24 protein-coding genes and 3 pseudogenes are annotated in these 26917 nt (G+C 41.3%); 11 read left to right on the top strand and 16 right to left on the bottom strand.

Features of this window, described 5'->3' with window-relative positions; genetic code table 11:
* Positions 1 to 81: 81 nt before the first annotated feature.
* From B4113_RS01170 to leuC, 4 genes are all read right to left on the bottom strand, one after another.
* Positions 82 to 732 carry an L-threonylcarbamoyladenylate synthase gene (locus B4113_RS01170; RefSeq protein ID WP_061912120.1) on the bottom strand — a complete coding sequence of 217 codons (651 nt, stop codon included), beginning with the start codon at positions 730 to 732 and terminating at the stop codon, positions 82 to 84.
* A 108-nt stretch (positions 733 to 840) separates the two neighbouring features.
* The gene (locus B4113_RS01165; RefSeq protein WP_061912119.1) at positions 841 to 1866 is read right to left on the bottom strand and encodes a hypothetical protein; all 1026 of its coding nucleotides are present in this window, start codon (positions 1864 to 1866) and stop codon (positions 841 to 843) included.
* Positions 1867 to 2326: 460 nt separating this feature from the next.
* Positions 2327 to 2917: a 3-isopropylmalate dehydratase small subunit gene (gene leuD, locus B4113_RS01160; protein ID WP_025949653.1), complete on the bottom strand. Its 591-nt coding sequence runs from the start codon at positions 2915 to 2917 to the stop codon at positions 2327 to 2329.
* A gap of 13 nt (positions 2918 to 2930) precedes the next feature.
* Positions 2931 to 4325 carry a 3-isopropylmalate dehydratase large subunit gene (gene leuC / locus B4113_RS01155; RefSeq protein ID WP_047753559.1) on the bottom strand — a complete coding sequence of 465 codons (1395 nt, stop codon included), beginning with the start codon at positions 4323 to 4325 and terminating at the stop codon, positions 2931 to 2933.
* Positions 4326 to 4375: 50 nt separating this feature from the next.
* On the opposite strand from leuC, the gene B4113_RS01150 reads away from it, so the two are divergent.
* From B4113_RS01150 to B4113_RS01135, 4 genes and pseudogenes are all read left to right on the top strand, one after another.
* Positions 4376 to 5089 (top strand): IclR family transcriptional regulator, encoded by a 714-nt coding sequence (locus tag B4113_RS01150; RefSeq protein WP_198527177.1) that lies wholly within the window; start codon positions 4376 to 4378, stop codon positions 5087 to 5089.
* A 447-nt stretch (positions 5090 to 5536) separates the two neighbouring features.
* The gene (locus B4113_RS01145) at positions 5537 to 6451 is read left to right on the top strand and encodes a tyrosine-type recombinase/integrase (RefSeq protein WP_061912118.1); all 915 of its coding nucleotides are present in this window, start codon (positions 5537 to 5539) and stop codon (positions 6449 to 6451) included.
* Positions 6452 to 6483: 32 nt separating this feature from the next.
* Positions 6484 to 6750: a hypothetical protein gene (locus B4113_RS01140; protein ID WP_061912117.1), complete on the top strand. Its 267-nt coding sequence runs from the start codon at positions 6484 to 6486 to the stop codon at positions 6748 to 6750.
* Positions 6751 to 6764: 14 nt separating this feature from the next.
* Positions 6765 to 6998, top strand: a pseudogene (locus B4113_RS01135) (tyrosine-type recombinase/integrase); the annotation flags it as partial.
* A gap of 76 nt (positions 6999 to 7074) precedes the next feature.
* Here the strand turns inward: B4113_RS01135 and B4113_RS01130 are convergent.
* Together B4113_RS01130 and B4113_RS01125 are read right to left on the bottom strand one after the other, a co-directional pair.
* On the bottom strand, positions 7075 to 8769 hold the full coding sequence (locus tag B4113_RS01130; RefSeq protein WP_061912115.1) for an AlwI family type II restriction endonuclease: 1695 nt from the start codon (positions 8767 to 8769) through the stop codon (positions 7075 to 7077).
* A gap of 22 nt (positions 8770 to 8791) precedes the next feature.
* On the bottom strand, positions 8792 to 10690 hold the full coding sequence (locus tag B4113_RS01125) for a Dam family site-specific DNA-(adenine-N6)-methyltransferase (protein WP_061912114.1): 1899 nt from the start codon (positions 10688 to 10690) through the stop codon (positions 8792 to 8794).
* A 186-nt stretch (positions 10691 to 10876) separates the two neighbouring features.
* Here B4113_RS01125 and B4113_RS01120 point away from each other — a divergent pair.
* A pseudogene (locus B4113_RS01120) lies at positions 10877 to 11092 on the top strand (tyrosine-type recombinase/integrase); the annotation flags it as partial.
* Between the two features lie 469 nt (positions 11093 to 11561).
* On the opposite strand, the gene B4113_RS20910 reads toward B4113_RS01120, so the two are convergent.
* The 7 genes from B4113_RS20910 to mobQ form a co-directional block, all read right to left on the bottom strand.
* Positions 11562 to 11690, bottom strand: a complete 129-nt coding sequence (locus tag B4113_RS20910) for a hypothetical protein (RefSeq protein WP_255211305.1) — start codon at positions 11688 to 11690, stop codon at positions 11562 to 11564.
* Positions 11691 to 12116: 426 nt separating this feature from the next.
* A complete protein-coding gene (locus B4113_RS01110; protein ID WP_011229480.1) occupies positions 12117 to 12332 on the bottom strand; it encodes a DUF3006 domain-containing protein in 216 nt (71 codons plus the stop codon).
* A gap of 11 nt (positions 12333 to 12343) precedes the next feature.
* A complete protein-coding gene (locus B4113_RS01105) occupies positions 12344 to 13189 on the bottom strand; it encodes a ComEC/Rec2 family competence protein (RefSeq protein WP_011229479.1) in 846 nt (281 codons plus the stop codon).
* Positions 13190 to 13927: 738 nt separating this feature from the next.
* Positions 13928 to 14122, bottom strand: coding sequence for a hypothetical protein (locus tag B4113_RS01095; RefSeq protein ID WP_008881725.1), 195 nt, complete (start codon positions 14120 to 14122; stop codon positions 13928 to 13930).
* A gap of 32 nt (positions 14123 to 14154) precedes the next feature.
* Positions 14155 to 16275 carry a type IA DNA topoisomerase gene (locus B4113_RS01090; protein WP_061912112.1) on the bottom strand — a complete coding sequence of 707 codons (2121 nt, stop codon included), beginning with the start codon at positions 16273 to 16275 and terminating at the stop codon, positions 14155 to 14157.
* Between the two features lie 21 nt (positions 16276 to 16296).
* Positions 16297 to 18432 carry a VirD4-like conjugal transfer protein, CD1115 family gene (locus B4113_RS01085; protein ID WP_061912111.1) on the bottom strand — a complete coding sequence of 712 codons (2136 nt, stop codon included), beginning with the start codon at positions 18430 to 18432 and terminating at the stop codon, positions 16297 to 16299.
* A gap of 18 nt (positions 18433 to 18450) precedes the next feature.
* Complete coding sequence (gene mobQ, locus B4113_RS01080; RefSeq protein ID WP_061912110.1) at positions 18451 to 20382, bottom strand: MobQ family relaxase; 1932 nt, start codon at positions 20380 to 20382, stop codon at positions 18451 to 18453.
* A gap of 227 nt (positions 20383 to 20609) precedes the next feature.
* Between mobQ and B4113_RS01075 the strand changes: the two genes are divergently transcribed.
* The 5 genes from B4113_RS01075 (at position 20610) to B4113_RS01055 (ending at position 23754) form a co-directional block, all read left to right on the top strand.
* Entirely contained in the window at positions 20610 to 20861 is a 252-nt protein-coding gene (locus B4113_RS01075; RefSeq protein ID WP_061912109.1) for a hypothetical protein, read from the top strand.
* A complete protein-coding gene (locus tag B4113_RS01070) occupies positions 20836 to 21090 on the top strand; it encodes a hypothetical protein (RefSeq protein WP_042385881.1) in 255 nt (84 codons plus the stop codon). The genes B4113_RS01075 and B4113_RS01070 overlap by 26 nt, the downstream gene beginning before the upstream one ends.
* A gap of 16 nt (positions 21091 to 21106) precedes the next feature.
* Complete coding sequence (locus B4113_RS01065) at positions 21107 to 21754, top strand: hypothetical protein (RefSeq protein ID WP_061912108.1); 648 nt, start codon at positions 21107 to 21109, stop codon at positions 21752 to 21754.
* A 458-nt stretch (positions 21755 to 22212) separates the two neighbouring features.
* Positions 22213 to 23364, top strand: a complete 1152-nt coding sequence (locus B4113_RS01060; protein WP_061912107.1) for a ParM/StbA family protein — start codon at positions 22213 to 22215, stop codon at positions 23362 to 23364.
* 15 nt (positions 23365 to 23379) lie between these two features.
* Positions 23380 to 23754 (top strand): hypothetical protein, encoded by a 375-nt coding sequence (locus B4113_RS01055; RefSeq protein ID WP_230581387.1) that lies wholly within the window; start codon positions 23380 to 23382, stop codon positions 23752 to 23754.
* A 45-nt stretch (positions 23755 to 23799) separates the two neighbouring features.
* Here the strand turns inward: B4113_RS01055 and B4113_RS01050 are convergent, their stop codons facing one another.
* Positions 23800 to 24207: a CopG family transcriptional regulator gene (locus B4113_RS01050; RefSeq protein ID WP_061912106.1), complete on the bottom strand. Its 408-nt coding sequence runs from the start codon at positions 24205 to 24207 to the stop codon at positions 23800 to 23802.
* A gap of 86 nt (positions 24208 to 24293) precedes the next feature.
* Here B4113_RS01050 and B4113_RS18370 point away from each other — a divergent pair.
* Positions 24294 to 24571 (top strand): annotated as a pseudogene (locus B4113_RS18370) (helix-turn-helix transcriptional regulator).
* Between the two features lie 141 nt (positions 24572 to 24712).
* Here the strand turns inward: B4113_RS18370 and B4113_RS01045 are convergent.
* Both B4113_RS01045 and B4113_RS01040 read right to left on the bottom strand, forming a co-directional pair.
* Entirely contained in the window at positions 24713 to 25579 is an 867-nt protein-coding gene (locus B4113_RS01045; protein WP_061912105.1) for a helix-turn-helix domain-containing protein, read from the bottom strand.
* A 332-nt stretch (positions 25580 to 25911) separates the two neighbouring features.
* Positions 25912 to 26535 (bottom strand): MerR family transcriptional regulator, encoded by a 624-nt coding sequence (locus B4113_RS01040; protein WP_235597936.1) that lies wholly within the window; start codon positions 26533 to 26535, stop codon positions 25912 to 25914.
* Positions 26536 to 26917: the final 382 nt, after the last annotated feature.

The raw sequence follows: 26917 nt of genomic DNA, 5'->3' as shown, positions 1-26917 counted from the left end.
AAAGGAAAAATGCTGTTTTGATTTTCTTTATCATAATCGTCTTTCTTTGTCAAGTACACTTTGTGGTGAAGAGCCATTTTTTTATAACTCTGGAAATATATTTACAACTTTATTCAACTGTTCTACGGTAATATCCCCGTAACGTACAATCGATGGTTCAGATGTTAAATCAATAATTGTACTTGATTTTGTTGTTCCATTTGCCCCACCTTTAATAATGTAATCTACTTTATCTCCAACTTGTAACACAGCAGTTTCTAAATCAACAAGAAATCCGTCTGCTTGTCCTGAAATGTTGGCAGATGTCATTGCTACAGGTATTTGCATATACTCCATAAAACCACGCCAAACCGGGTTAGCTGCACAAGATAAGGAAACCGTTTCTCCACCGCAAACCATTTTTTCTGGAACATTATCATTTTTTTTCAAAATGATATTCAGAGGACCAGGCCAAAATGCTTTAATTAGTTCTTCAACGATATCCGGATCTGATGCTACAGCATATTCTTTCCACTCATCTGGATGAGAAAAGAAAAGAGTAAGAGGTTTTGAAAATGGTCTGTTTTTTATGGCGAATACTCTTTCAACCGCGTCATCACTCCAAGGATTAACTGTCAATCCCAAATTACAATCACTGGGTACAACTATTACTCCACCATCTTTCACACATTGAGCTGCTAAAGCAAAATTTTCTGAGGTAGGCTCTAAGATCTTATTTTTTATAGTTTCCATATTTCAGTTTCCCCCTTACAGTACACTGCTTTATAATAAGGTAGCACTCCCTATACATAATTTTATAGAGAGTGCATATATCAAGAATTGTTTTTCTACAATAATTTTTTATTTGACAGTCACAATTTCTTTCACTAGCCCAGGTATGTTTTCGTGGAAATATGAACTAAATTCTTCTAATCTTTTTGTACTACTAAAGTTATAAGTCTTGAGAATCCATCTATTTTTAGCTTCCTCTGGAAACGCAATTTCAATTATCTCGCGATTATGTAAACCATCTTGATTTGGGAATACAAATAAATCACCAGTTTTAATATGAATATGGTCTTTTTCCGCTTTTATAATTGCATCCTTTAAAGCAAGAAGAGCCTCTTTTGCTTCAACAGGTGCATCGTTTATATATGTCGTTCTAGTATCATAGTATCGGAAGCTGTGGTAATTTTCCAAAATAGGATGAACTTGCGATACTACTTGATCCTTATTTGAATCACGCGAGTAGTCATCAAAAGGTGTAAAGAAGTAAGGTTGTCGTAGTATACTCTGATGATGTTCATTTAAAAATTTGAGAATTGCTCTACCATCAATATATCCGGTATATATTCTATTTTGCTCATGAGAACGCATACCCAATAAAGCGAGATAATCAGCCCTCACACTATGTGCTGTGCGATCATTATGATAAAATAACTCACTGTCAGTTTTTTGAGTTTGAGTGCCGTAATATTTTGAATGTGCATAGACATCATGGAAAAAGTCACCATTGTTACGGGTTTCGTAGGCTAATAGCGGCATATCAGTAAGTTGTGCAAATAATTCTAGAAAACCTTCACCCACAAATGTTGTTTTCTTTTGATATTTATCAGTTACTGGATCGTCGTGATCAAATACTGGTCTTACAGGATCAATAGGACAATTCTGAATTAGATGGGCGTAAGTTTCCCCACTTTCTCTATCTGTTCTAATAGTATTACATATTTCAATGAGTTCTTTAGGAACAATATTTTTAGATATTATAGTACTTACTTCATTTTTAAAGCTCATATAGTTTTTGTAGGGATTATTTTGTAAACGCAAAAATACTTCAGTTAATTCAGAATTAGTTTCTTTAGATAATTTAATCAACTTAGTTTTCATATATATCCTCCCTCTATAAATGTTGATATATCAACGTTTTTCAATGTTGATCAAGTGTCAAAAAATTTTGCTCTTTGTCTTATTCAAATGCCGGGCCTATGGCTATCGAAATCTGGAACGGTTTCGTTTGCGTGTGTTTCTGGAGTGTACAGGGAACACTACAGGCAGCCAGGCTGCCTAAGCGCGCACTTCTTCCGCTATCGGCATGATAGTTGGTAGAATGGAACCCGTCAAGGAAAGCACTTTGTTTCCATTCTACCAACTTGGTGGTCCGTATGCGGAAGAAGGATCCCGGCTGATGAACCTGTTTCATCCAGCTAACATGTTTCTAGGATTGAGTGGAAATCACAGAAAATGATGAAGACTCAAAATTATTAAATATGATATTTTAATTATCGAAACATAATTTTTAGTTAAATAAATAATAAATAACATAATTTTTAGTATATTCAAGAGACTTTTATGAGTTAATACTAGGGTAGTATGAAGGCCTTAATTGCTCATATTCTTTTATATCTTTCTCATATAGCAAAGTCAATTCTATATCATCTAAACCTTTTAGGAGTTTTTGACGAGTAAACTCATCTATCATAAAGTTTTTGATTACATTTGGACCTATTACAACACACTTTTCCAAATCAATTGTAATTTCAGCTTCTGGATTTTTTTCAACTTCTTGAATAAGTATTTTAACGATTTCATCTGGTAATTCAATTGCAAGAAGTCCAACCTTTGAGCAATTATTTTTGAAAATATCACCAAAAGAAGGAGCAATAACTGCTCTAAATCCATAATCTAGCAAAGCCCAAGGTGCATGCTCACGACTAGAACCGCATCCAAAGTTTTCTCCTGCAAGTATGATTATCGATCCTCTATGTTCTGGTTTATTAAGTACAAAGTTAGGGTCTTCCCTCCAATCTCTAAATAAATAATCACTTAAGTTTACTCTCTCAGAAAATTTCATCGTATCGCTCGGTGCAATTTGATCTGTATCAACATCAGAGTAACCTAAAGGTAATGCTTTTCCAGATACTTTCCTAATTGCTTTCATATGATCACCTTCTTTACCGATTCATTAATACATTAATATCTGAAGGAGAAGCAAATCGGCCAAGTATTGCTGTAGCAGCTGCAATTACCGGACTGACAAGATGAGTTCTAGCACCTTTTCCTTGTCTTCCTTCAAAGTTACGATTGCTAGTTGATGCACATCGTTCACCAGGTTGCAAATAGTCTGCATTCATTCCTACACACATTGAACAGCCTGAAGCTCTCCATTCGAAGCCAGCTTGCTGGAAAATTTCAGCTAATCCTTCATCCTCAGCTTGCTTTTTTACCTTCATAGAACCAGGTACAACTAAGGCGCGAACACCTTCTTTAACCTTATGTCCTTTCACTACCTGTGCTGCTGCTCTTAAATCTTCGATCCGAGAGTTAGTACATGAACCAATGAATACAGCATTTACTTCAATATCTTTAATCTTAGTTCCAGGCACGAGTCCCATATACTTTAAAGCCCGCTCCTCATTTGAGTTTCTTGGTTGTGGAACTTCACCATCAAGAGGGACAACTTGATCAGGAGTTGTTCCCCAAGTTACATACGGTACAAGTTCTTCAGCATTTATTTTAACTTCCTTATCAAATACAGCTCCTTCATCTGTATATAATTCTTTCCACTCTGCTAATGCTTTTTCCCACTGTTCCCCTTTTGGGGCATATGGCTTATCTTTTAGATATTCAAATGTAGTTTCATCTGGTGCAATCAAACCAGCCCTTGCTCCAGCCTCAATTGTCATGTTACATACAGTCATTCTACCTTCCATAGATAATGAACGTATTGCTTCGCCTCTATACTCAATTACATGTCCTACTCCACCGTCAGTACCGATTTTCTTTAAGATACCAAGTATAAGATCTTTAGCCGTGACATCTTTAGGAAGTTTCCCTTCTACTGTGACAGCCATTGTCTTTGGTTTTCTTTGTAGTAATGTCTGTGTTGCTAAAACATGGGCAACTTCACTAATACCAATTCCAAATGCTAAAGCACCAAACGCGCCATGAGTAGATGTATGAGAATCTCCACAAACAATAGTCATACCAGGTTGTGTTAAACCCATTTCCGGACCAATAACATGAACAATTCCCTGTCCTAAAGTCCCCCATGGATGCAATTGTATACCAAACTCTGCACAGTTTTTACGTAAAGCTTCCATTTGTTGAGCAGCAATTTCATCTTCTACAGGAAGATCTAAGTTATTAGTTGGAACTTGATGATCCATGGTTGCAATTGTAAGGTCTGGTCTTCGAACTTTAAGTCCCAATTGTCTTAATTTATTAAAAGCATGTGGCGACGTTACCTCGTGCATTAAATGGAAGTCTATATAAAGCAAATCTGGTCCACCTTCAGTACTCCGTACCACATGCTTTTCCCATATTTTTTCAAATAGTGTTTTTGGCATTTCATCCTCGCCTCCTTTACTTATCTCATATTTTGGGATAAAATATCCGTATGATGGACAATATTTTACAATATAAAAAAGGTAATTGCAATAGTGGAGTTGGAGTTTTGGATAAAATTGTATTAATCCTTTCCTATTTGGCGGAAGAGGGTCCCTCTGAATTTTCAGAGATCGTTAGTAAGACAGGAATATCTCGATCTACAGCTCACCGCCTATTAATGGCACTTGAGACACATCATCTTGTTGTGCGTACACAAGAAGGTTATACTTTAGGTTCAAGAATAGTAGGATGGGGGGAAAGTTCGAAATTTAGATTGCTTGTTGAAGCATCTAAACCTGCTTTGGTTTCGTTGCGGGATTTAACTGGAGAAAGTACACAACTCTATGTAAAAGAAGGTGATAAAAGAGTTTGTTTAGTTTCTATTGAACCAGCAATGGGTCTTAAAAACACTGTACCTGTAGGTGCTGTGTTCCCACTTGAAGTTGGATCAGCCGGAAAAGTAATTTCAGCTTGGTTAGGGCTAGGGAATAATCCAGAACAAGATAAACTAATTCGTCAACAAGGTTGGGCAGAGAGCATTGCTGAACGAGAACAAGGTGTAGCAAGCGTTAGCGCACCAGTTCTGGATCCCAAAGGTAATTTAATAGCTGCAGTGAGTGTAAGTGGTCCCATCTCCCGTTTAGGTTTAGAACCAGGAAAACGTTTATCTCAACTAGTTGTTGCTGCTGCTAGAGAGATTGAATTAGCAATTCGTAAATATTGATAAAAAGCCATATTGCTAATTCTTAATAAATTGAGAAGGGGGTTAAGTAACTTTTTGGTTCTCCAATACAGGAAGGCCTGTTTTTTCTTAGTCTAATTCTTAGCTAACATCTTTCTATATAAAATGGTGTTGCAAAACAAAAATTATGTATAATTGCACATAAAGCAAAAAGCCATACCATCGCGGTTGTTCCAGCCCAGTATCTTTTAACTCGTTGAACTAACGCTCGATGATACTCTACAGCTTTAATAGTTATTAGGAGACGAGGTGTTTCCTCGTCTTTTTGTGCACTATTTTATATGATTTAACTAGTCACATAATATACATTATGCGTCTATACTTCTCGTTTTTCTTGTGTTATACTCGTCATATAAGATGATTTTTATCCGCGATTTAAGTCGAATTTTTCTCTGTTAAACTCGTCGTATAAGATAGGGGGTGATCAAGATGCTGCACGAATATGAAACGTATTTGCGAGAGAAGGGATTTTCCCCCAACACCGTGATCTCCTACCTCAATGATGTGAATCAGTTTTTGAAAGACTTGCACCTTCGTCCGAGCGATTACGTCACGCCAGCCGATATTCGCAAATGGATCCAACACATGCTAAACCCAACCGAAGGGAAGCCATTGGCGATCTCGACGATCAACCGGCGATTGAATTCGCTGCGGCGGTTTTACGCTTGGGCGGTCGAACGCCGCTACATGGAACAAAATCCGATGAAGGGAATTCGAGACTTGAAAACGGCGGATGAGGAGCACGAAAAAATTATGTGGCTGACGGAAGAGGAGTTTGAGGACCTGTTGCATCGAATGCGCCAAACGCCGGTTCACAGCCGCGGCGTTGATCCAGAAGAGAAGTACCGGCGCGACCGGGCGATTGTGTACCTATTTGTGTATGCTGGTCTTCGGGTCGAGGAGCTCTCCAATCTCAAATTGACGGATATTGACCTGGACATGAAGCGCCTCCGGATCGTTGGCAAAGGGATGAAGGTGCGGACGGTGCCGATCTCAAACATCCTCATGGTCGAACTCCAGGATTGGCTAGCGTTTCGCGCGGAAATGGCGAAGAAAAAGCCTCATGTGGCGGCGTCGCCCTATGTCTTTTACAGCCAACGCTCACCGAAGTTTTCCGTCCGAGGTATTCAGCGCATGGTCGAAAGCTACAGCCTGCCGGATAAAAAGCTCACGCCCCATATGTTCCGCCATACGTTCTGCAAGTGGATGTTAAAGGCGACGAACAACGATATCGAGAAAGTGCGGCGGCTTGCCGGCCATAGCCACATCGCCACGACCTCACGGTACTTAAAGGACAGCTACAGTGATCTCGCCGATGCAGTCGAGGCGCTGCCGAAGTTCTAAACCGAATGAATCGATTCTGGGAGGGATAAAACATGTCTATAATGGATCAATTAAAAGTGATTGATGGGTATTTTGACGACAATGCGTTTCACATGCGTGGCATTGGAGGACTTGCGCTTAAAGAAGAACGATTCAAAGCCAATGGTCTTCGTTCAATGGCACGATTGATCCACGAAAATGAGCCTTTTTCGTTCACCATTGATAAAGAAACGATAGTACATGTTCCAGTTGAGTTGAATAAACGAATCAAGCAAGAATTATTCATGATTGCGGATTGGTTGGAAGCCGAAAAGAAATAAACGAAACGTAAAACTTTTCGATCCGGGGCGTCCAGCGAATGATCGAAAGCTACAGTCTGCCAAACAAAAAACTGACGCCCCGTATGTTCCGCCATACGTTTTGTAAGTGGATGTTAAAGGCAACGAACAATGATATCGAGAAAGTTCGGAGGCTTGCTGGCCACAGTAATATTGCCACTACGTCTAGATACTTAAAAGACAGCTATAGTGATTTGGCGGAGGCTGTGGAGGCATTGCCGAAATTTTAACAGATTATGTTACATTAGGTATTAATGATTGGACCAAAGGAAAAGACCGATGGATGTCGGTCTTTTCAGTAGATATTTACGATGTTCTTTTTAAGCGTTGTACAACTCGATCAACCTGTTGTTGTATTCTACGTTTCCATTCTGGAGCGTCGTTATTGCTTTCAACAAGACAGTCTCGAAGAACTTGTTCTAATAATCTGCAATCTAACCGTCCGGTTGCTTGGAATCCAGCTTCAAACAAGTGGACAAATTGTTCCAAGGTTAAAGGCACGATTCTTAAAGCCATTCGCGAATCGTCAGATCGATACCACACGCCGATTCGGAAAGTTTCGGCAGTATTTGTATCGATCTTGTTCGCGAGAAATAATCCATAAACCCTCTTACCTTGTTGTTCATAATGATCAACCATTTCAGCAACGTGTCGGCGTACTGGTTCGCCTTCAGCTGCTTCCTGACGTGAGGATTGTGTTAGAGTTACTTCGACCACTATAACGAAATCATCAAACTCAAAGATCATATCCGGACCGTTGCCCGGTGCGGGACCGAGAGGTAGAAAATCTTGGTCAATTCTAAATCTCCTTGCTTCCCACGGTTCATTCGCAAGTGAGTTTATGGCAAGAAATGCACGCCAAATCGCCCATTCAAAGTATGCAGCTCCTTCTCCTTGCGGAATTATGCTCCCACGTCTAATTGGTTGAGTTAAAGCACGAAGATATTCCAGTATATCCTGCCATTGATTAACCTGGTCTTGTGCATATTGTTTTTCAAGAACTTTTAGCCAGTCATCTTCCAATTCAAGGCGCAAACGGGAGAGATCAGGAACTTCCATTTCCTCAAGGTTAGGAAGATCTACTGTTTGACCGCTTTTGGCGAGAAGCTGAGCTGTCGTCTGAATCACCTCGATAGCCTTTGGAGCATTATCCGTTGGCAACTTTGCCCCGTTCCAAAGTGTTTCAAGATACTCACTTTCTGGTATTGGAGTATACGGCTCCGCAAGAATTTGTTCGATAACAGTTCTTTTATGGCTTGCGAAACGAAGTTTACGACCATTCTCAACGAAAAGGCCAGTCAACTTCAGGTACCGAAAGTTAGAATCTGCATAATCCAAGAGTGTATTCTCACTTTGGCTTGTCGTTGCAGCTGATCTTAGATATTCTCTGATAAAATTTCTTCGTTCCCTTACTCCTGTGATTGTAGCCAGCCTCTCACGATATTCAGCAATACGGTCCACCACATTATCAATTTCGTCTAAAGACCTTGTTAATTGAACAATTGAAGCCATTTCATCCTGGCTAATTTCGGCGTCTAATCCTTGACGCTCTAGTGCAGCTAGTATTTCAAGGACTATCCGGAGCGGGCTAAAAATAGGTTCAGGAAAAGAATTTTCGATTTCTGAAGGAATTTGATAAGCCAACAACGCTCTCAAAAAGCATTCCTGTTCGCTAGGCATAGTCCTTGATTCGACAAGTCTCATTCCATTCGGTGTAATGGTGAATGGTTTATCTGCAAAAGGTGGTTTGATAAATCCGAGCTGCATTAGGGCAGCACGCCATTTTCTTCCCACGTCGCTGGCGTCATTGTCAGGTGAATCGTTCAATCGTTTAACAAAAACGACCCCTTCATTATGTAGGAGTTTTGCAAACTCCTGTTCTTTTTCTCTCCCGATTAAGTTCCCGTGTAATGGAGATTTCAAAAGAACTCTCAATCCATCTTTCAGCCGCTTGGCATTGCGTACCGTTGTGTTGCCAATGTACCATGCTTTTTGCGTCATAGATCGTTCCCCCAACAAAGTCCTAAAATCCTACAAATAGATACTCTTGAACTTTGTTATTGTTGTCTCCAACTTTATGACCTTGGTTTCCGAATGAGTATCTATGATCTATAGACACGACTTCGACTCTTTGTTTGTATTTAGCTATCAAAGCAAGCATCTCATCTTTTGTAGGTAACGAGTTAGAGGAATAGGATACTATCAAGATGCTGTCTTGATGACGTTTGAACAAAAGGTCAAAAGCGTCATGGGCTCCTTTTATTGAACTGAACGGAGTAGGATAGCTCTTAAATTTCTTTGTTTTCGTATGCCATTGCATTTCCACTCCCTGCCAGTTACGAGCAATACCTTCAACGAAATGATAACGACGAACATAATCGTTATCTGACAATGGACTATAGTAAGGTGGATCGATATAAACTAAATCTGCCTTTTGTCGACAGTCCATTGCATCTCCATGGCGGGATTTATTGGTTTTTCCATTATCAAAAACTGCTCCATTCACCTGTGTTATCGCTTCGAGGAATTGTTCTTGTAAGGTCAGAGTTAGATCACGTCTACCGTCGTCATAACGGTATCCTGTGTAGGTGAAAATTCCACGAGGACGTTTTTTCAGGCATGCTCTGACTAACGCTGATATAGCAAGAGCCTGTTTGTATTCGTTTTTCAATCTACCTAGATTTGCACGAACCGTGTCTATAAACTCATTGTCCTCGTCGTTGAAATACAAGTCTTTGAATGTTTCGGAAACAAAGTTGTCACGCGGAGTTGATTTGTCAAACAAAATCTCTATATCTTCGTCGGTTAAGGTTACAAAGCTATTCTCGACCATCGCTTTTGTAAAGTAATGAGAAAAAGCCATATAGTCGTTGCTGAAAACCTGCTTTCCTTGAGTTTTAAACATATAACTAACTACGCCACTTCCGCTGAACAGGTCCAGAACGCTATCGAACTGGAAATGAGAAGCAACAGACCAGATATGTTCTAAAAGGTTCTGTTTGCTCCCCATAAAACGAGTCGGAGGATATTTGTCCATTTGGCTTGGGAGTTTGACGGGTTCTGGAACGATAAAAATACGTTGTTTTGGTTCGACCTTTACCATGACGTCCTCTCCTGTCCTTTTTGAAGCGTCGCTATTTATGTTTCTCCGAGTCTTATGAACGCTAATTGCGTATTTTCCATACAGTTCATGAACTAAAGGGTGATTCGAGTTTGTCAGTATGACATAACACCCTAACTCATGAAGCCTGTCAACTTCTTGGGCAAGTTCAATATGATCTTCTTCGTAAAACTGTTCCTTCGTATATCTTTTGAAGTCAGAATACTTTCCAACGGGCAGATACGGCGGGTCGAGAAAAATAAAATCGCCCGGTCTCGCGTGTTCTCTCAAAACGTCTTTATAATCGCCTTCAACAATGAGGACGTCTTGAAGTGCGTTACTAGCCGCACGAAGATTTTCTTCATCACAGATTTTTGGATTTTTGTATTTCCCATAAGGAACATTGAATTGTCCTTTTCGATTCACTCGATATAATCCGTTGTAGCAAGTCCGATTCAAATATATAGTTCGAGCTGCTCTTTCAACCGGAGACAGTAAATCTGGGTCAAGACCTCGAACCTCATAATAGAAAGATTCGTCATTTTTCATTTCTTTCAAAATTGAAATCAGTTCTTCGACATTGTCAGCAACGACACGATACAGGTTTATCAGTTCAGGATTAGAATCCGCAATAATTGCGTCTTTTGGGGTGAGTGCAAAGAACAAAGCACCTCCACCAAAAAACGGTTCTATATATCGGTTATATTGTTTTGGTACTTGTGGCAACAACACGTCTAGCATTTGTTGCTTTCCGCCAGCCCACTTCAATATTGGTTTTGGTTTCACCATAGTTCTAATTTCTTCTGAAGCCTGTGGTTTCATTCTGTTTTCTCCTATCAACTATCAGTAATCTTTCTATCAAAAATAATAACATATATATGGATACCCCTATTATACAAACCAGTTATCCACTTTTTCACTGGATTTATCCCCCAAAATCCCACTACATAAATACCGATGCGTCCATGTGATCATTTACCTTCGTACATACGCGTGTCTATGTGTTGAAGAAGAATGATTGAAAGCTACATCCTGCCGAATAAAAAGCTCACGCCCCATATGTTCCGGCATACGTTTTGTAAGTGGATGTTAAAGGCAACGAACAACGATATCGAAAAGGTGCGCCGGCTAGCCGGTCATAGCCATATCGCTACCACATCGCGGTACTTAAAGGACAGCTACAGTGATTTGGCGGATGCGGTGGAGGCGTTGCCAAAGTTTTAATATTGTTGTATGTGGAAAAGGGAGAAAAAACAGCAATATATCAGGGTGACATTGTTGGTTTACTGGTTTGACCCCGGTTAACTCCGACGCCACCGAAAAAGCCGGAGGTCGATTTGTCCTGGCTGGCCGTGTCACCGCACACTCTGGGGGTCGTGTGGATGTCCTGTGTTGACTCTGGGATGTCCTCAGGAGGAGGCAGACGCCGCCACGAAGGATACCCATGGTGTCTCGTTCTCCCCCCCCATCCGGCGTTTCGTGACGTCAATGACATCACGCCCCTAATCCCGACGCTTACCGTCCGGCTCGTTTTGTGGGAACAAGACGGACAGTTGCGTCAAGGGGCGCTGGCATTATCCGATGATTCGGTGCCGTTGCCGCTCGATCGCGTCTCACTGAACCGAGACACATGTCGTCCGTCAAGGGCATCGATGAAGTCTTGTGTGAGCCGCTGTCCATACCGGAAGATTTGCTACTCGGCGGGGATGACAACCCGATTGACCGGCTGAACGCTGAAGAAGGCTTGGTATCCTTCGCCACACCGTTTGTAGCGCACTTCCACTTCCTCGCCCACACAGCCAAGGGGGCATTTCCGCGACATCCTATGTCTCCGACGCGTCCCTTGATTGAGTCTGCCCTGCATCATCCAATCCTACAAAGCCTCCCTTTCCCCAAAAACGTCTGTATGAGCGCATTAGGTCGGTTTTTAGCGGTGTTCTTCTTTTATCCAGTGATCCGGCTTTCAGCCATCGGACGAATGGATACCACGGGCAACAGACGCCCAGCAGTCGCCACGATAGCGGCCACTCGCTTCGTACCTTGATTGAGTCCACGATTGAGTCCACGAAGGTTGATCTTCTCCATCATTACAATGACGAGCCGCCAACCACCCATCATTAGTCGCCACACGCCTCTCACTGAAGGACAGAAGATGACTCTAACAGACAGGGGTTTCCCATGCCAGAGACAAAGAACGCCTCAGCGCTCCCTTGTTTTGGGAAAATCGTTTATATAAAAAAATGAGGTGTTACTCCTCAAACACCTCATTCATCAACTCTTCAATCTCTTTCCACCGCTTCTCTGTTTCTTTTTGATCCACTCGGAAATTTCCGTTCTCTTGTACAATCACATCGCCGGCGCGGGCGTTTTTGGGTAGCTTGCTTTTCTCAATATCGATCATTTTGCCATCCTCCGCCTCACAAACTGCCCATTTACCCTCGAAGCGATCAATGATATATTTCATTTAACCACCTCTTAATAAATTGGTTTTACGTTGAAGGTAAGCGTTGTTCCGTTGGTTGTTGCGATAATCGTTCCTTGTTTGTCGGTACGGAATACCTTGACTTTATAAGATTTCAACCGATTTAAAACTTCCGATGTTGGATGGCCATAGGCATTCTTGCCAACCGAAATTACCGCATATGTTGGTTTTGCAGCTTTTAAAAGCGTTGCGCTGGTCGATGTTTTCGCACCGTGATGACCTACTTTCAACACATCAGCGCGCAAATCCTTTTTCGCTTTAACCATATCCGCTTCTGCTCGAGTCTCGGCGTCGCCTGTAAACAGAAACGACTTTTTGCCGTAGGTTACTTTCAAAACAGCGCTCCAGTCATTTGTATCGCTAGTGCTGTACGATTTTACAGGGCCAACAAACTTCGCAGTCACACCTTTGATTGGCAGAACAACATCTGCTTTAGCAACTTTGATGGTAAGTTTCTTATTTTTCACAGCGACCAAGAAATCTTTATATGCTTGCGTTGTATTACCGACTTTTGGAGCATACACACTTTTCACAGGGAAAGCCTTGAGAACCTCATCAAGACCGCCAATATGGTCGGCGTCTGGATGAGTCGCGATCATGATTTCGATGTCCTTTACCTTCTGCTTTTTAAGATAGGCGACGACATCACTGCCATCTTTATTTCCTCCATCAATGAGAATGTCCTCTCCATTTGGCGCTTTAATGTAAATACTGTCACCTTGCCCAACATTGATGAAGTGTACATACATGTTTTTTGGGGCTGCGTCTGTTACAATTCCCGGTAGTATTGCTATCATAAATACAATTACAGCTACCATCAGCATCTTGATTTTCCTCATTGAAAACTCCCCCTTTTACTTTTCAAGAAGATTATACCATCAATTGAGCTAAGAGGGAGTATAGAAAACAAACAGGAGGCGAAAAAATGTTCGATATTATTGGAAGACTAAGGTGTCCGGTATGCTCAAAAATTGTCCGCCCTAGCGATAAAGTGTTCTTGGATATAATCAATACAATCATCCACCAGAGATGCTACTATCAAAATTTGTCCCGTAAATTCCTCCCATTCAAAGACAAAGGAACATTTCAACATATGTTGCTGAAGTATCCGTTTTTACTTGATGATCATGATAATGAAAGTGTTTAATTTTATGTCTGACAAAAAATAAGTTAAGTTCGTTTTTTCAAGACACGATGACATGCCGTGTCCTCAGGATCCCCTGACCTGGGGACACCCACTGTCCATATTGTCATGGGAGACACGTTTATTATTTCGGTCTGTCGCGATTCATTGTCCATCGTCTCCGGCGGCCGCTAATCCATCGGGACATCTGTCGCGACACCTTTACGCGGTTGCATGTCTTAGTTGTATAGATTTCTAATCGATCGAGGAGCAGAGACACGTCCCTTGTCCTCGTCTTTTATTTGCAATATTTCATCATAGCGTCCTCTGCGTCACTCTGGTGTCCTCACCTTCATTCGCTCCCCTGATTCTAAGCAGAATTTTTATCTTATTGGTGAATTTGCATTGAGAATTATGTTCTAAATAATCATATCATCACCAATCAATTACAATGTCATGATTCATCCCTCACTATGGCGTACAGTGGCTCATACAGTTTTTTCCCGTTCTCTTCATATTCCAGATACCCTACTATCTCATAATCAATGAGAAATTCTCCTGAAGGAATCTCAAAAAGGGTCTTAAGACCCGGCGGCTTAGTGCGATAAATCGGCTTTTCGCTGCCCAGGATTTCATGGTACTCGTACATAATTGGTCATCCTTTCTTCAAATGGTCTTGGTTTATTGGAATGTGAACTGGATTTCCCCTTTTTGGAGTGTCAAATAGGCGTCAAAGGTCTTTTTCCCTTTGAATCCCTTGATCTTATTGGTTTTTCCTTTTTCACAAAGCTGCTTAACGTGTGTCTTAGTGATGTTTTTTCCTAAAATGGACTTCGGAAATGTCTGCTTACACCCGTTGGCATACTCTGTACATCCGTAGAATGTCTTTCGATCGACAATGTATCCTTTTTGACAACGAGGGCATGGGGCGATCGTATTTTCCTTCTTGATCTCTTCAAGCGCCTGTTTGGCATCGATACGTTCAACATCCTGAGAAGCCTGTTGAATCAGCGCATAACATAGCTTTTTCGCCTGCTCAATAAACACCTCTTTTGATCGGTTGCCTTTCCCGATTTCTTGCAAAAACAGCTCCCATTTGGCCGTCATTTCTGGTTTGGATAGGATAGTTCCTTTGACTGCTTCGCAAAGGATTTCTCCTTTCTTCGTCACAAACACTTGGTTTTTCTTTACTTCGATTAGTCGCCGTTGAATCAAGGTATCAATAATGGCTGCTCTTGTGGCTTCGGTTCCTAACCCCTCAACCTGATTCAGCGCTTCTTTCATCTCCCGATCTTCTACGTACTTTCCGGCTGTTTTCATTAGTGTGATAAGCTGTCCTTGGGTATACGGCTTTGGTGGTTGAGTCATCCCCTGCTTAACGGAAATATCGGCTTTAGCCGATTCTCCTTCTTTAACTTCAGGTAAAATAGCTACTTGTTCCCCTTCACTTTCTTCGTCTTTTTCGTTTTGATACAGAGCCTTCCATCCCATCTCTTTCTCTGTTCGTCCTTTAGTGACAAATTCTTGTTTTCCAACAGAAGTAATGATGACGGTTTCGTCATAAACATAATCAGTCATGAACATAGCCAGGGCGCTTTTTAAGATTTCGTAATACACTTCTTTTTCGTCAGACGAAAAAGCTTCAAACGCCTTAGTGTCAGGGACTTTTTCTGTTGGAATAATGGCGTAGTGATCGCTCACTTTCTCTGGATTTACATAGCGTTTAGAAGGCTGAAGCGAACGAATAGGAACATGAATGCCTAAACACTGTTGATATTGGTCCACATGCTTTTGTAAGTAGGTGTATTCTTCCTCGGTGATATATTGCGAATCGGTTCGAGGATACGATACATATCCTTTCTCGTATAAAGATTGCACAAGCTCCAATACTTTCGTTGGACTGAACTTTTTGGTTCGGTTGAGCTTGCTTTGCAGTGTCGATAAACTATGCAGTTTCGGAGCTGGTGTTCGTTTTTCGCTGATTCGCACGCTCTTAATCACTGCTTGGTACGTCTGTTGCTCTTTCGTGATGTCGGGACGGACAGCTTCGTACAATTCATCGGGAGACGAAAAACGCTTGTTCAGTTTCCCCCGGTATGTTCCGTTCTTGACTGTAAACTGTCCCTCTAATTCGTAAAACGGTTCCGGTCGAAATTGTTCAATTTCTTTTTGGCGATCGTAAATCAGTTTCAAAACAGGAGTCTGCACCCGTCCGACGCTAAATACATCCCGGATGCCCTTTTGCTGAAGAAGCAGCGTATAGAGCCGACTAGCATTCATTCCTACTAGCCAGTCGGCGATCTGTCTCGCCTGGGCTTCATGAAACAAATGGATGGTTTCTTTCCCGTCTTTCAGTTCAGCAAACCCTTTTCGAATGGCATTTTCGGTTAGAGATGATGTCCAAAAGCGCTTAATCCGTTTTTTTGAGCATCCGGCCATGAGGATAAGCAGACGAGCGATATTTTCTCCTTCCCTGGCTGGATCGGTCGCAATAATGATTTCATCAGCCTCTTTAAGCAGCTTCTTAACGGTTTGAAACTGTTTGGCTTTATCCTTCGACACTTTGTACTCAAACTGCCCAGGAATAATCGGCAAAGTGGCCAAGTCCCATTTTTTCCATTCCGGACGGTATTCCTCTGGCTCTTTTAGCTCGACTAGATGGCCAATTGCCCAGGTCACTGTTGCCCCGTTCGGAAATTCTTTACACGACTGAATAGAAAGAAAACCGTTTCCTTTGGTATGTGGAAACGGTGATGCGAGTTTTCGTGCCTGGTCGGGTTTTTCTGCAAGAATGACGATCATGAAAGCATCCCCCTATCGATTTCAAATTGGCAGCTCGTCGGCGATTTTCTGATTGCTTTCTTCTTGCTCTCCTTCGCTGTCATCGCTGAATTCGCTGAATTCTTCAATGATCTCCATTAAGTCCTCCTCGGTGATCTCATCTTCCATTTCATCGAATGCGTCTAATTCTTCCTCAATTTCATCTAAAATCGATTGTAGTTCTTCTGCTTCTCCCACTTCTTCGGATTCGTTTTCTTCATCTTCGTTTTCATCCTCAACGTTGCCAAGTAATACCCTCAATTCCTCTTCGGTAATCTCTTCGTCCTCTTCGTCTTCGTCAATCTTATTGATCTCATCGATCATTTCGTTAAGCAATACCACATCCGACTCTTCTAACTCTTGCTTGACTTCTTGGATGTCTTGGGCAGCCGAATCTTCTTCATCCCATACCCATTCTCCATTCCACAACGGCGCAGTATATCCTAAACGGCTTCGGTATTTTTCATAGTTGCTCAATAAATCGCCGTAAATATCGAACTGCCACGCTTTTTCTAGCTTCATCGGGTAAGCCCCAGATACGAATAAATAACAAGTGTTTTTGTCCATGTTCATAAGTTCGCCCGGCGTAATCAATGAGCGCTTTACATATTGCTCTGAAATGCTTTTGCTGCCTTCCTTACGTCCATAGGAAGCACTTTTCTGTTTGTGCTTCACCGTAGTCTCTCCGGCGAGTTCGCTAAAGTATTTCGCTGTTTTCGTGTCTTTCGTTCGCAGAAACAACTGAGTATCGTGGTTATTGATGATCGAACGAGCCATTTCCGGGCCATATCGTTTTTTGTCCTCTAGCTGTCCGATGTCCTGGATAATCGTCATCATGGCCATACCAAGTCCGCGACAGGTTGCCAATACTCGCGGATATTTGTTGATCGTGCCGATGTTGGCGAATTCGTCCAACAGAAAGATAGTGGGAATCGGTAACTTCGAGTGATTCTTGTCAGCAATGTCGTACAGAACAGCGATCAACTGTTCAAAGAACGTGGCGGTCAATTGAACAAACGGGTTTTCATCCATGCGAATCTTGATGTACAAAACGGATTTTTCTTTCTGCAAGTCATGAAATTTAAAATCGCTCTTAGCAGTCATTTTTGCGATCTTTTGCATTGCGAAAATGGAGATTTGTTGCGCCAAGGTCGCCATAATGCCAGCTCTAGTGTTTCCACTGCTCATGTTTGCAAGGGTGAACATATGATACGCTGGATGGTCTGGGGACATATTTTTAATGATTTCATCCAAATATTCTTCATCTTTTCCTGCTCTCGCCACCATTTCAACGACATGGCGCATATTGGCCTTGTCTTTGTATTTTTCCTTCACGTACAGGATGAATGCTGACAGAAAGGCGACAGCTGATTCACTCCAGAAATCGCGTTTTCCTTCGTCAACCGAGTTAGAAGCGATCGTATTAGCAATTGTCCTAGCATCTTCATCATCTTCGACGTAGTCTAATGGATTGTATCGATCGCAATTGACGAAATTGATAAAGTCCACCTGATAGACTTTGTATCCTTGGTCCCTTTTGATCTGATGGGTAGCTTCATATATTTCCCCTTTCGGGTCTGTCACAATAATAGTTTCTTCCGTATGGTTAATCATGTTAGGAAAGACGAATGATTGACCTTTCCCAGACCCCGACGAACCAATGACCAAGACATTTCGGTTATCGATCGTCGTGTTTCTCGGAATGATGAGAAGTTCCCGTTTTTTTGGCACTTTGCCAACGATAATCCCTTTTTCCATCTGAAAAGCGTCAACAGGGTCTGTCGTATACGAGTTGTTTTTTGAGAACATCTTGCCGTCGATGACTTCATCCGGCGTTCCCCACCGGGAAGTTCCATGCAAGCCAAAGTCGCTAGCATATTCTAACTTCGGAACAATAATGGATGACCGAAAAGTGTATAGCAGCGCTGCTAAAATCACAAACGGAGCCAATGAGAAAACCGTTTTTAAGTTCTCTTCCGTGTAAACAAATGTGATTAACTCTTTCGGTCTTAATAAAATTTCTTTTAAGTCGCCTCCGTTCCCGATCATATAAAACAATCCCATCAGAACATAGGCAGCTATAACGGTCAACACAACACTAGCGAATATTGGCTTCCAGGCATCTTTTTTAAAGTTCATCGTGATTTCCTCTCCCCCTTAGCGTTCAAATTCTTGACCACGATATCTTCTGCGTTGTCGTTTCTTCGTTGGGTCTTTCTCATATTTCTTGCGATCATTCGCTCGTTGTGCTTCTTCTATCGCTTCTAACAAGCCATCAGCCACATGTTGCCGGTATTGATACTCCATGATCTGCACTTCTGTTTCAGGTTTTGGCATACGTTCAAGTTTTTGTTGTTCGCTAACGTGGATACGGCGTAAATCTGCTTCAAAGTCTTTACTGCTTTCGCCGCGTTCCACCAGCTCATGCAACCGCAACAAGGCTGCCGTGTTCGTGATCGATACATCTCTGCCGTAATGCTCGCTCAAAATGGCTTGCAAGACGGCTTTGTTTTCCTCAAGCTCCTTGCTCATCTTTTCTTTTCTTAACATGCATTGCTCGATCTTCCGGCTCGCTTCAAAGGCCTGCTCAAAGTCTCTTACCTTCAACGCCTCCATGCGCTCTTTCGATTGCTTTTGAATCGTGCGATTCAAAACGAAGAGACTTTGATACATGTTTCGGGTTTGCTCCGCGAAGGTTGGCATCCGATGAGTCTCTTGCTCTTTCTTCGCCGCATAAGCAGGAATTTCACTCTCTGGCAGCACGCTTCCCGTGTCTTTAAAGTATTGGACGGCATGATATTTTTCCTCAATCCGGAAGTCAGCTCCGGCATGAGGATACAAGACTCGGAACTCTTCTTCTGTTAGCCGTTTTTGCACTTCCAGTGCTAATTCGGCTTTCTTCAGAACCGCTTCGTATTTGGTCAATTCGTTTTCAAAGGATTTCTCCATTTCTTTGAGTTGCGCGATTTTTTCTTTCAGCTGCTCGTTAAATTTGCCAGGATAGAAACCATATTGAATGACTTGTTTTGGTTCTTGCTGATACACATGATACGCCTTATTGATGACATTCTTAAGCGCTCGCAGCTTCAGCTGCTGGCTGTCGATTTTTTTCTTCCAATTGCCTTCGGCCAGATCATGATACACACGTCTTGCTACAGCAAAATCAACATACGATTTTGCTCGCTTGGCAACCAAAAGTAACGATGCTTTTTCTACATCGTTTAAAGAGGCATTTTTACGAATGGATTCGATCGTTTCGTTCAATGATTTTTCTTCTTGATATTCAGAAATGGATACAACTTTTTCCTGTTGTTTTAACGCTTTTAGTTCTTGATTAATACGTTGAATTTCTTGATTCAATTTGCCGTAATATGTAACCGGCTCATACGGTTTTCCTTTCTTTTCAGCTTCTCTTTTCATTCGTTGTTCATATTGATACGCCTCACGAGAAAGACGAATTTGAGGTACTTTATCAATTCCTTGTTTCTCATAACTTTCATGAGAAACTCGGTCATTGATTCCTTTTTCTTTAAATTTTTCGTTGATCCGATCGGCGAAGTTTTTCCGCCATTTCAGAAGCGTTTCTTTATCATTCCAGTTTGTTAAATGAACGGATTTTCCGTTCACTTTTTTACGTTTCTTCCCCCACGTTCCATCTTCATTAAACGGGCGCATCGTTAACATGATGTGAGCGTGTGGATTATGTTTTTTATCACGGTGAATGGCGATGTCTGCTACCATTCCTTCATCTGCAAAATTCTCTTTACAAAAGTCCAAAAGTAATTGCGTTTGCTCTTCATTGGTTAATTGTGTTGGAAGAGCGACGATGATCTCTCTAGCTAATTGAGCGTTATGTTGTTTTTCAACTTTCTCCACTTCGTTCCATAAACGTTCGCGATTGTAGACCCACTCTGGAGCATGTTTTGGCGCAAGAATATAAGTTTCCGGAGGAATGTCACGATGGCCGTATTTTTTCGTTAATCCATCCCGTTCTGAATACAATGCTTCTCCACTTCGATAGGCAGCGCAAGCAACGGCTGAGCGATTTGATTTACTAATGATTTGTGTACGGAATAGAAAGTATGCCATCGTCATTCCTCCTTTCTTAATTTTTTTAGCCCCTGCGGGTCATTTGTCGAAGACAAACTTTTTATCGAGCGAAGCGAGTTCCCATTTACCCCTGAAAGGGGTATAAATGGGCACTCATTTCATTCGTGACTTCATTATACCATAATTTTCTTATTTCGGATAGACATAAAATTACTCATCATGTAAAATATTCTTAAGAAATATTCAAAGAAGAAAGGGTGAATGAAATGGCAAGAAAAGACCCTTTGTCCAGAGCACAAGAGATTGAGGAACAGATCAAAAAATTGCAGGAGAAGCAGCGAAAATACATCGAGCGAGCTCAAAGAGAAATCGGTCAGTATCTAATGGAAACGTGGGATATTGAAGATATCGAGCAGGCGAAATTGTTGATTGACAAATTCAAAGAAGAAGCAAAAAAATATTTCGATAGTTCTCAAAACACGGAGGAGTCCAATGGACAAAAAACGTCCGATCAGTGATCTGCAAAAACGAATTGAACAACTGGAAGAAAGAAAACGACAAATATTAAGATTGGCAAAAGAACGTGAACGTAAAAAAAGAGCGCATCGATTGATACAAACCGGCGCACTAGCGGAAAAGTACTTTGAATTGGAACACTTGACAATCCCAGAACGAGAAGAATTGTTTAAGATTTTCGCGAACTACATTAACGAAAAAAAGCCGGATAAATTTAAGAAAAAAGAATAAGGAGGCCACAGTTAATATGGACTCCCGAGATCACATCAACCAAAGTTTGTATGAGATACTTGAAGAGATTTTGGAAAAGGTTAAACGGTCACGAAAGTTAAATCCTCCCTCTCCTGAAAAAAGCGAATTGGAAGAAACTAAATCAAACGAAAAATCACTTAAAACTTTACTGAAGGCAAAAGAAAACCTGAACGATCTTAAACAGAAGCTGATGAAAAACCCGAAAAAGAATAAAAAAGAATTGGAACGTCTACAACGCATAGAATCGAAACTAGAAGTGAGCATTCGAAAAGCAGAGAGACGAGAAATCGCAAGAGCGCTAACTTCGTTAAAAAAAGACCCAAAACGAACCGTTTTTCGTTTAGTGGAAGCTAAAGACAGGTTAATGATTTTAAAAACAAAACTACAGGAAAATCCTCGGCGATACAAAGCCGAATTGCAGCGAATGGAGAAACTAGAACAACGGCTGAATCAAAAAATCGAAAACGCTCGGTTAAAAACACTTAGAAGAGCCATCATGTATATTGAAAAAAATCCTAAACGATACAAGGAAGAGCTTCAGCGCTTCAGCGAATTGGAAGCAAGACTGAAACAAGAGTTAGAAGAAAAACGAACGCAGGAAAAAGCTAAAACTAAAGAAAAGGATTTAGAGTTAATCCGATGACCCTTTTCTTTTATACACCAATCTGAGAAGCCGTTTTTTAGGTAATTTTATTTTTGCTTCTGTTCAATTTTAATGTTGATTTTTAAACCACAGAAAAAGACCGAAATCAATCGGTCTTTTTGTATGTTCACCTCTCTGATCCTCTTTCTATTGCTTTCCATTCATTCCGATAATCCTACCTATTTTATAAATAGATGAATGAATAAAACATTCAATTTGAATGAATAGAGAATGATAATACCCCTAATAAATGAATAATGAATTTAAAATAAATTAAATATGAATGAAAAATAACAGTGAATCTTATATAAATTAAATTCGCATTTAAAATACATTCAAAAATATTTATTTTTTAAATTCATTTTGATTGATTATATAACATTAATGCTTTATAATGTAGATAAGAATTAATTATAAATTTAATTTGAATGTAAAATGAATTATTAGGGGGAGTTTAAATGAAATTAGTGGTGGCTAATGATATTGGGAATTCGGAAACAAAAATGATCGTGAACGATACGCTCATAAAACAACCATCGGTGGTCAAACGTCTGTTATCCAAGCCAAATGTGATGGAAACAAATGTGGAAAAAAACATTGCTAATTTGTTGGATGAATTGATTGTTCATGTAACAAGTAACGCTATTAAACGAAGTGGCCTATACTTCATCGGAAAACGCGCCAATATGACGGCCGATAAAGTAGAAAATATGAATATCAAATTAGGGAATAAATCAAAACACGATATTCCAGTCCTAATGACGCTATCGATGCTTGCTGCTCGATCAGTTCAATTGGCATATCAAGAAAATCAAGAGCTTCCTCCATCAATTTCAGTAGATGTCTCAATGACAACAGCAATCCCTGCGTCAGAATATAGTGCCGATCAAGCCAGATACCTTGAAGGACGTTTCACTAGCAACGATCATGTGGTGATTGTATATGTCGGAGAAACTCCTGTGACCGTCACACTCCATTTTCAGACTGTGAAAGTCACTCAAGAAGGCATTCCAGCTCTATATGCCTTATTGGAAAGTGAAAATGAAATTCTGAAGAATTATAACGAGCACTATAAAAAACAAGCTGTGCCAAAAGATTTCGCTAACAAACGAATTCTCCACGTGGATATTGGCGATGGAACAACGGAATATATCTATACTGTTGGAATGAATCCTGTAACAGATGTTTGTTCAGGGGAAAAACGAGGAGTGGGTCATGCCACGGAAGAAGCTACTCAATTGCTGAAAGAGGAAGTTGGCGGCTTTTTGAACCTAAACCGCCAGCAGTTTATGGACATTTTTAGAGATCCATCCCATCATCTTCACGATTTAGCCGTTCGCTTCATGCAAGAAGCACGGTATTCGCAGGCTCAACGTATTCTAGAAGACATTCAAGAAAAATACAGCGACATCGCCGGAAACGTGGATGTAATTGCCGTGTATGGTGGAGGCAGCATCCAGTTCAAAGAAGAGCTATATGAGGAGCTATTGGACTTTGCAAATACCGTACACTGTGAAGTCCTTTGGATTCCAGAAAAATATGCCGTGGACATGAACGTAAACGGGTTGCATGTCATTAACCAAAAAATTCTATTTAAGCAACACGCTTGATCGAGGTGAGTGATCGTGGCAAAACGAAAAATCGTCACTTGGAGGGTGGCTGACACCCCCCAAAGTGACTTGATTAATGAATGGCTGGACAAGCAACAAAATATTCAAGTCTCTCTTACTAACATTGTTTTACACATGATTAACCGTTTCGGAATCAAAGACATCATGGATTACGATATACAAAGAATACTATATCAAGAGTTTTCTTCCGGTACATCCAAAGAGAACAGAACAGTCTCAAACCAAAATGAAGAAGCAGACAATGAAGAGGCAGAGAAAGTAGCCGCGAAATCCTTAAACAATCCAGACCCGAAAAAAGACCGAGATAAAGAAAACCAAGATGATGATAATGATCTCTATAAAAACGTGGATATAAACAATCTTTTCTAAACAGGCTGACCAAGGTTTTGACCTTTAGGTCAGCCTGTTTTATATTCACCATATTTTCCATTTCAGTGTTTGGATTAACTCCCGAATCGCTGCTGATTCGGTAATATTTTTTGTCTGACAATATTGTTTCAACAACTGATAACTCTCATCGTCCAACCGGACGGTTACACGATGCGATAGCGTATTTTCCTCTTTAGGGCGTCCCTGTTTTAGCTTTTTCCGTTCATACGTTAAATCATCATATACCACGACATCTAAATATCCAAAGCGATCATAAATGTTTTGATTTTTCCGCACGAATTCTTCCCACATTTGAGGAATCTCACGAATCAGGCGCAAATATTCTTGTTGTAGCTCCCATGTTTCCTTTTCTGTAGACGGTCGGCGTTGGGCAAACTGGGATAAGATCAATACCTGAAAATCATGTTGTTCATAGCATCGTCCTTCTCTCATAGAAATCACCTTTTTTGTCTGACGTAAATTTATTTCTATATTATCACAAAAAACATCCATGAGTAAATTTTGCTCCCCACCCAGGCATGAAAATCCATCTCTCCTTCCATAATGGAGTGATAACGTTGGTTAATTGGTTCAACCTGGGGAAACGGAATCGATCAAAATTTGCGCGATTTTTAGACAAACACGGCATCACGCAGCAAGACGTCGCAAACAAAGCAGGCGTCAGCAAAAGCACGATCAGCAGGCTCTGCCAATCGGATAAATTTTCGCCGACAATAAAACAGCATCGAAAATCATTAAGGCTTTGCGCCAGCTCACGAAGAAAGACGTTGACTATGACGATTTTTGGACGATGTGAGCGAAGGTGATTGCACGAATCGACGCAAGCAAACGACCGCCATAATTGGCGTATATCGCGTTTTAAGAGGCGAGGTAATGTTTAATACCCCGTCGACCTAAAAACGCCTCTACGCGCCTGCTAGGCGCCTTAAAACGCGCGTCACGCTTCAACGCCCTTAATTCGTGCGACAGCCTGCAATAACGGCGCAAACATATCGTCGGTATCGATCGCCGGCTTGCGCTGACTTGCCGGCTGGCTGGCGCTTGCGTTCGCCGTGAAATCGTACCAAATTAAGCCGATCGGTTTGTAGTCGGCTTGTTTGCGTTGTTGGGCGCGGGCTTTTTCGGCTTTGACCTTCGCTTTTGCACGTTGCATTAGGTCGTCGAGTGTTTTGTTTATGTATGCGGATAGATATCGAATGCCGTAAGGATGACGCTTCTGCACTTCGTTCACTTTAATAGCGACATATTTTACAATTTTATCCAACGGATGTGTATTGTCTATTAATTTATTAATATCGTCATGTTTTTCAACCGGTGAACTAATGGTAGCGTCCGTTTTACGCGCTAAATCGCTTGATTCCGTAGGCTTTTCGGCGTTTTCTACTTTATCAGCTTCGTTGTCACGTAAGTTTAAAACGGCTGCAATACGCTCGAAATTTGCATGGCTCCGGAAAATGAATACAGGCGTTTTAGGTCCGTTACTATTCGGATTCTCACGATAGCAAACAACGACCTCACCCGAGTCTTTGAGCATGCGAGTAGCACGATCAACAGTCGGCAAGGACACGCCTAACTTTTTGGCAAGCGTTTCGCGCCCTGGGAACGAAAAACCGCGGTCTGTTGCGAGCCAAACAATTTCGTCGATGACGCGCGTTGTTTTTTGCGCTTTGCGGAACTTGCGGCCTAATGCGTCGGCGATACGCTCCATTAGCTCATTTTTAATCTTACGGCGTTTATAAACGAAATCTGTGACTCTCTCGATTTCTTTCAGTTGCGTGAATTGTTCGCTAGTGATTATGTACATTTCCGTTTTCCTCCCGTTTCTCCAATTTCGGGACAAACAAAAGAGCGCGTTGCCGTACATATACGTAGGCAAACACGCTCTTATCGGAAGAAAAACGGAAATTTCCAGGCGTTTCGCTCTTGCATTCAACATATTTATGCATTAAAATGGAGACAAGGCATAAATATGCTAACACAAGAGCTTTCGAGCAGGTGTTTGCCGTAGGGTCGGTACGGCGAACGGTGTAAGGGTGTTGGCAGCACCACTTACACACGCTTCGGAAGCTCTTCTATTTTGTCCCGTTCTGTTATGTTGTCTCTATTGTACTACTAATCTTCGAGTCGCGACAAGGTCTATTTTCCAAAAATTCGTGACAACCATCCCCGTTTTTTTGTCCTTTTGTCCTCCGTTGTCTTGTCCTCCGTTGTCTTGTCCTCCGTTGTCGCTGCTATCTCCAATGTGACCTTCTCTTGTTTTTGCGTTCCTTCAATCATCGCGCTTTTTTGTTCCTGTAGTGCTCGAATCGATTGCAGAAGCAGCTCATCTCGTTTATTCAATCGTTCATCTATATATTTCTGTTGCGCTATCACTATTTGTTTGAGTTCCTGTATTTCTTTCAGCAACGCTTCATATTGACGATCAATGCGACCTATATCGCTTTCATCTATCATTTTCAACTCATTTTCTAGTGGTGTAGCGACTTCCGATTCGATACGAATCGGGTCAGATGCGTCATTTTTTTGTTCATTGACAAGCATTGATGCGATCCGATCTACTGGCATCCCTGTATCATTGGACATTTCTTTCATACGTTCAAATATTTGAATATCCTTATCGGTAAAGATACGAAATCCTTGATCGTTCTTTATGAATGTATAACCTGCCTTTTCGAGCGCTTGAGCATATTTGCGAACGGTTGGAGTCGCTATACCAACGATATTCGCTATATCTTTTGTAGAATATTCCTTCATTCGCATTCGTTTTCGCCTCCTCATACGATATACATTCGATACAATCCATATTGAACCCTTTATAACAAAGGGTCTAGCTTGTCGCCGTAGTGCGTCATAGCGCGAGGTACATCTGACTCCCGGGCGATGTCCTCCGTTTTCTGGACACCACTAACGACTTTGTTCGCCGCGCTTTCAAGCGTCATTCTCTCGTCTTTAGCGCGGCAATGTCTGTCCCCGTGTCTTCGAGCATAGCGCTCCATTTCCACTAGGTTGACGCAGCGATCTCCCAATTATCTTGGACAGGTAAATATTGTATATTGTTTTTAAAACTGGCTCTTCACCACAAAGTGTACTTGACAAAGAAAGACGATTATGATAAAGAAAATCAAAACAGCATTTTTCCTTT

Origin of the sequence: Geobacillus sp. B4113_201601, assembly GCF_001587475.1 — a bacterium.
GTDB lineage: Bacteria > Bacillota > Bacilli > Bacillales > Anoxybacillaceae > Geobacillus > Geobacillus icigianus.
This window is presented reverse-complemented; position numbering and strand designations above follow the sequence as displayed.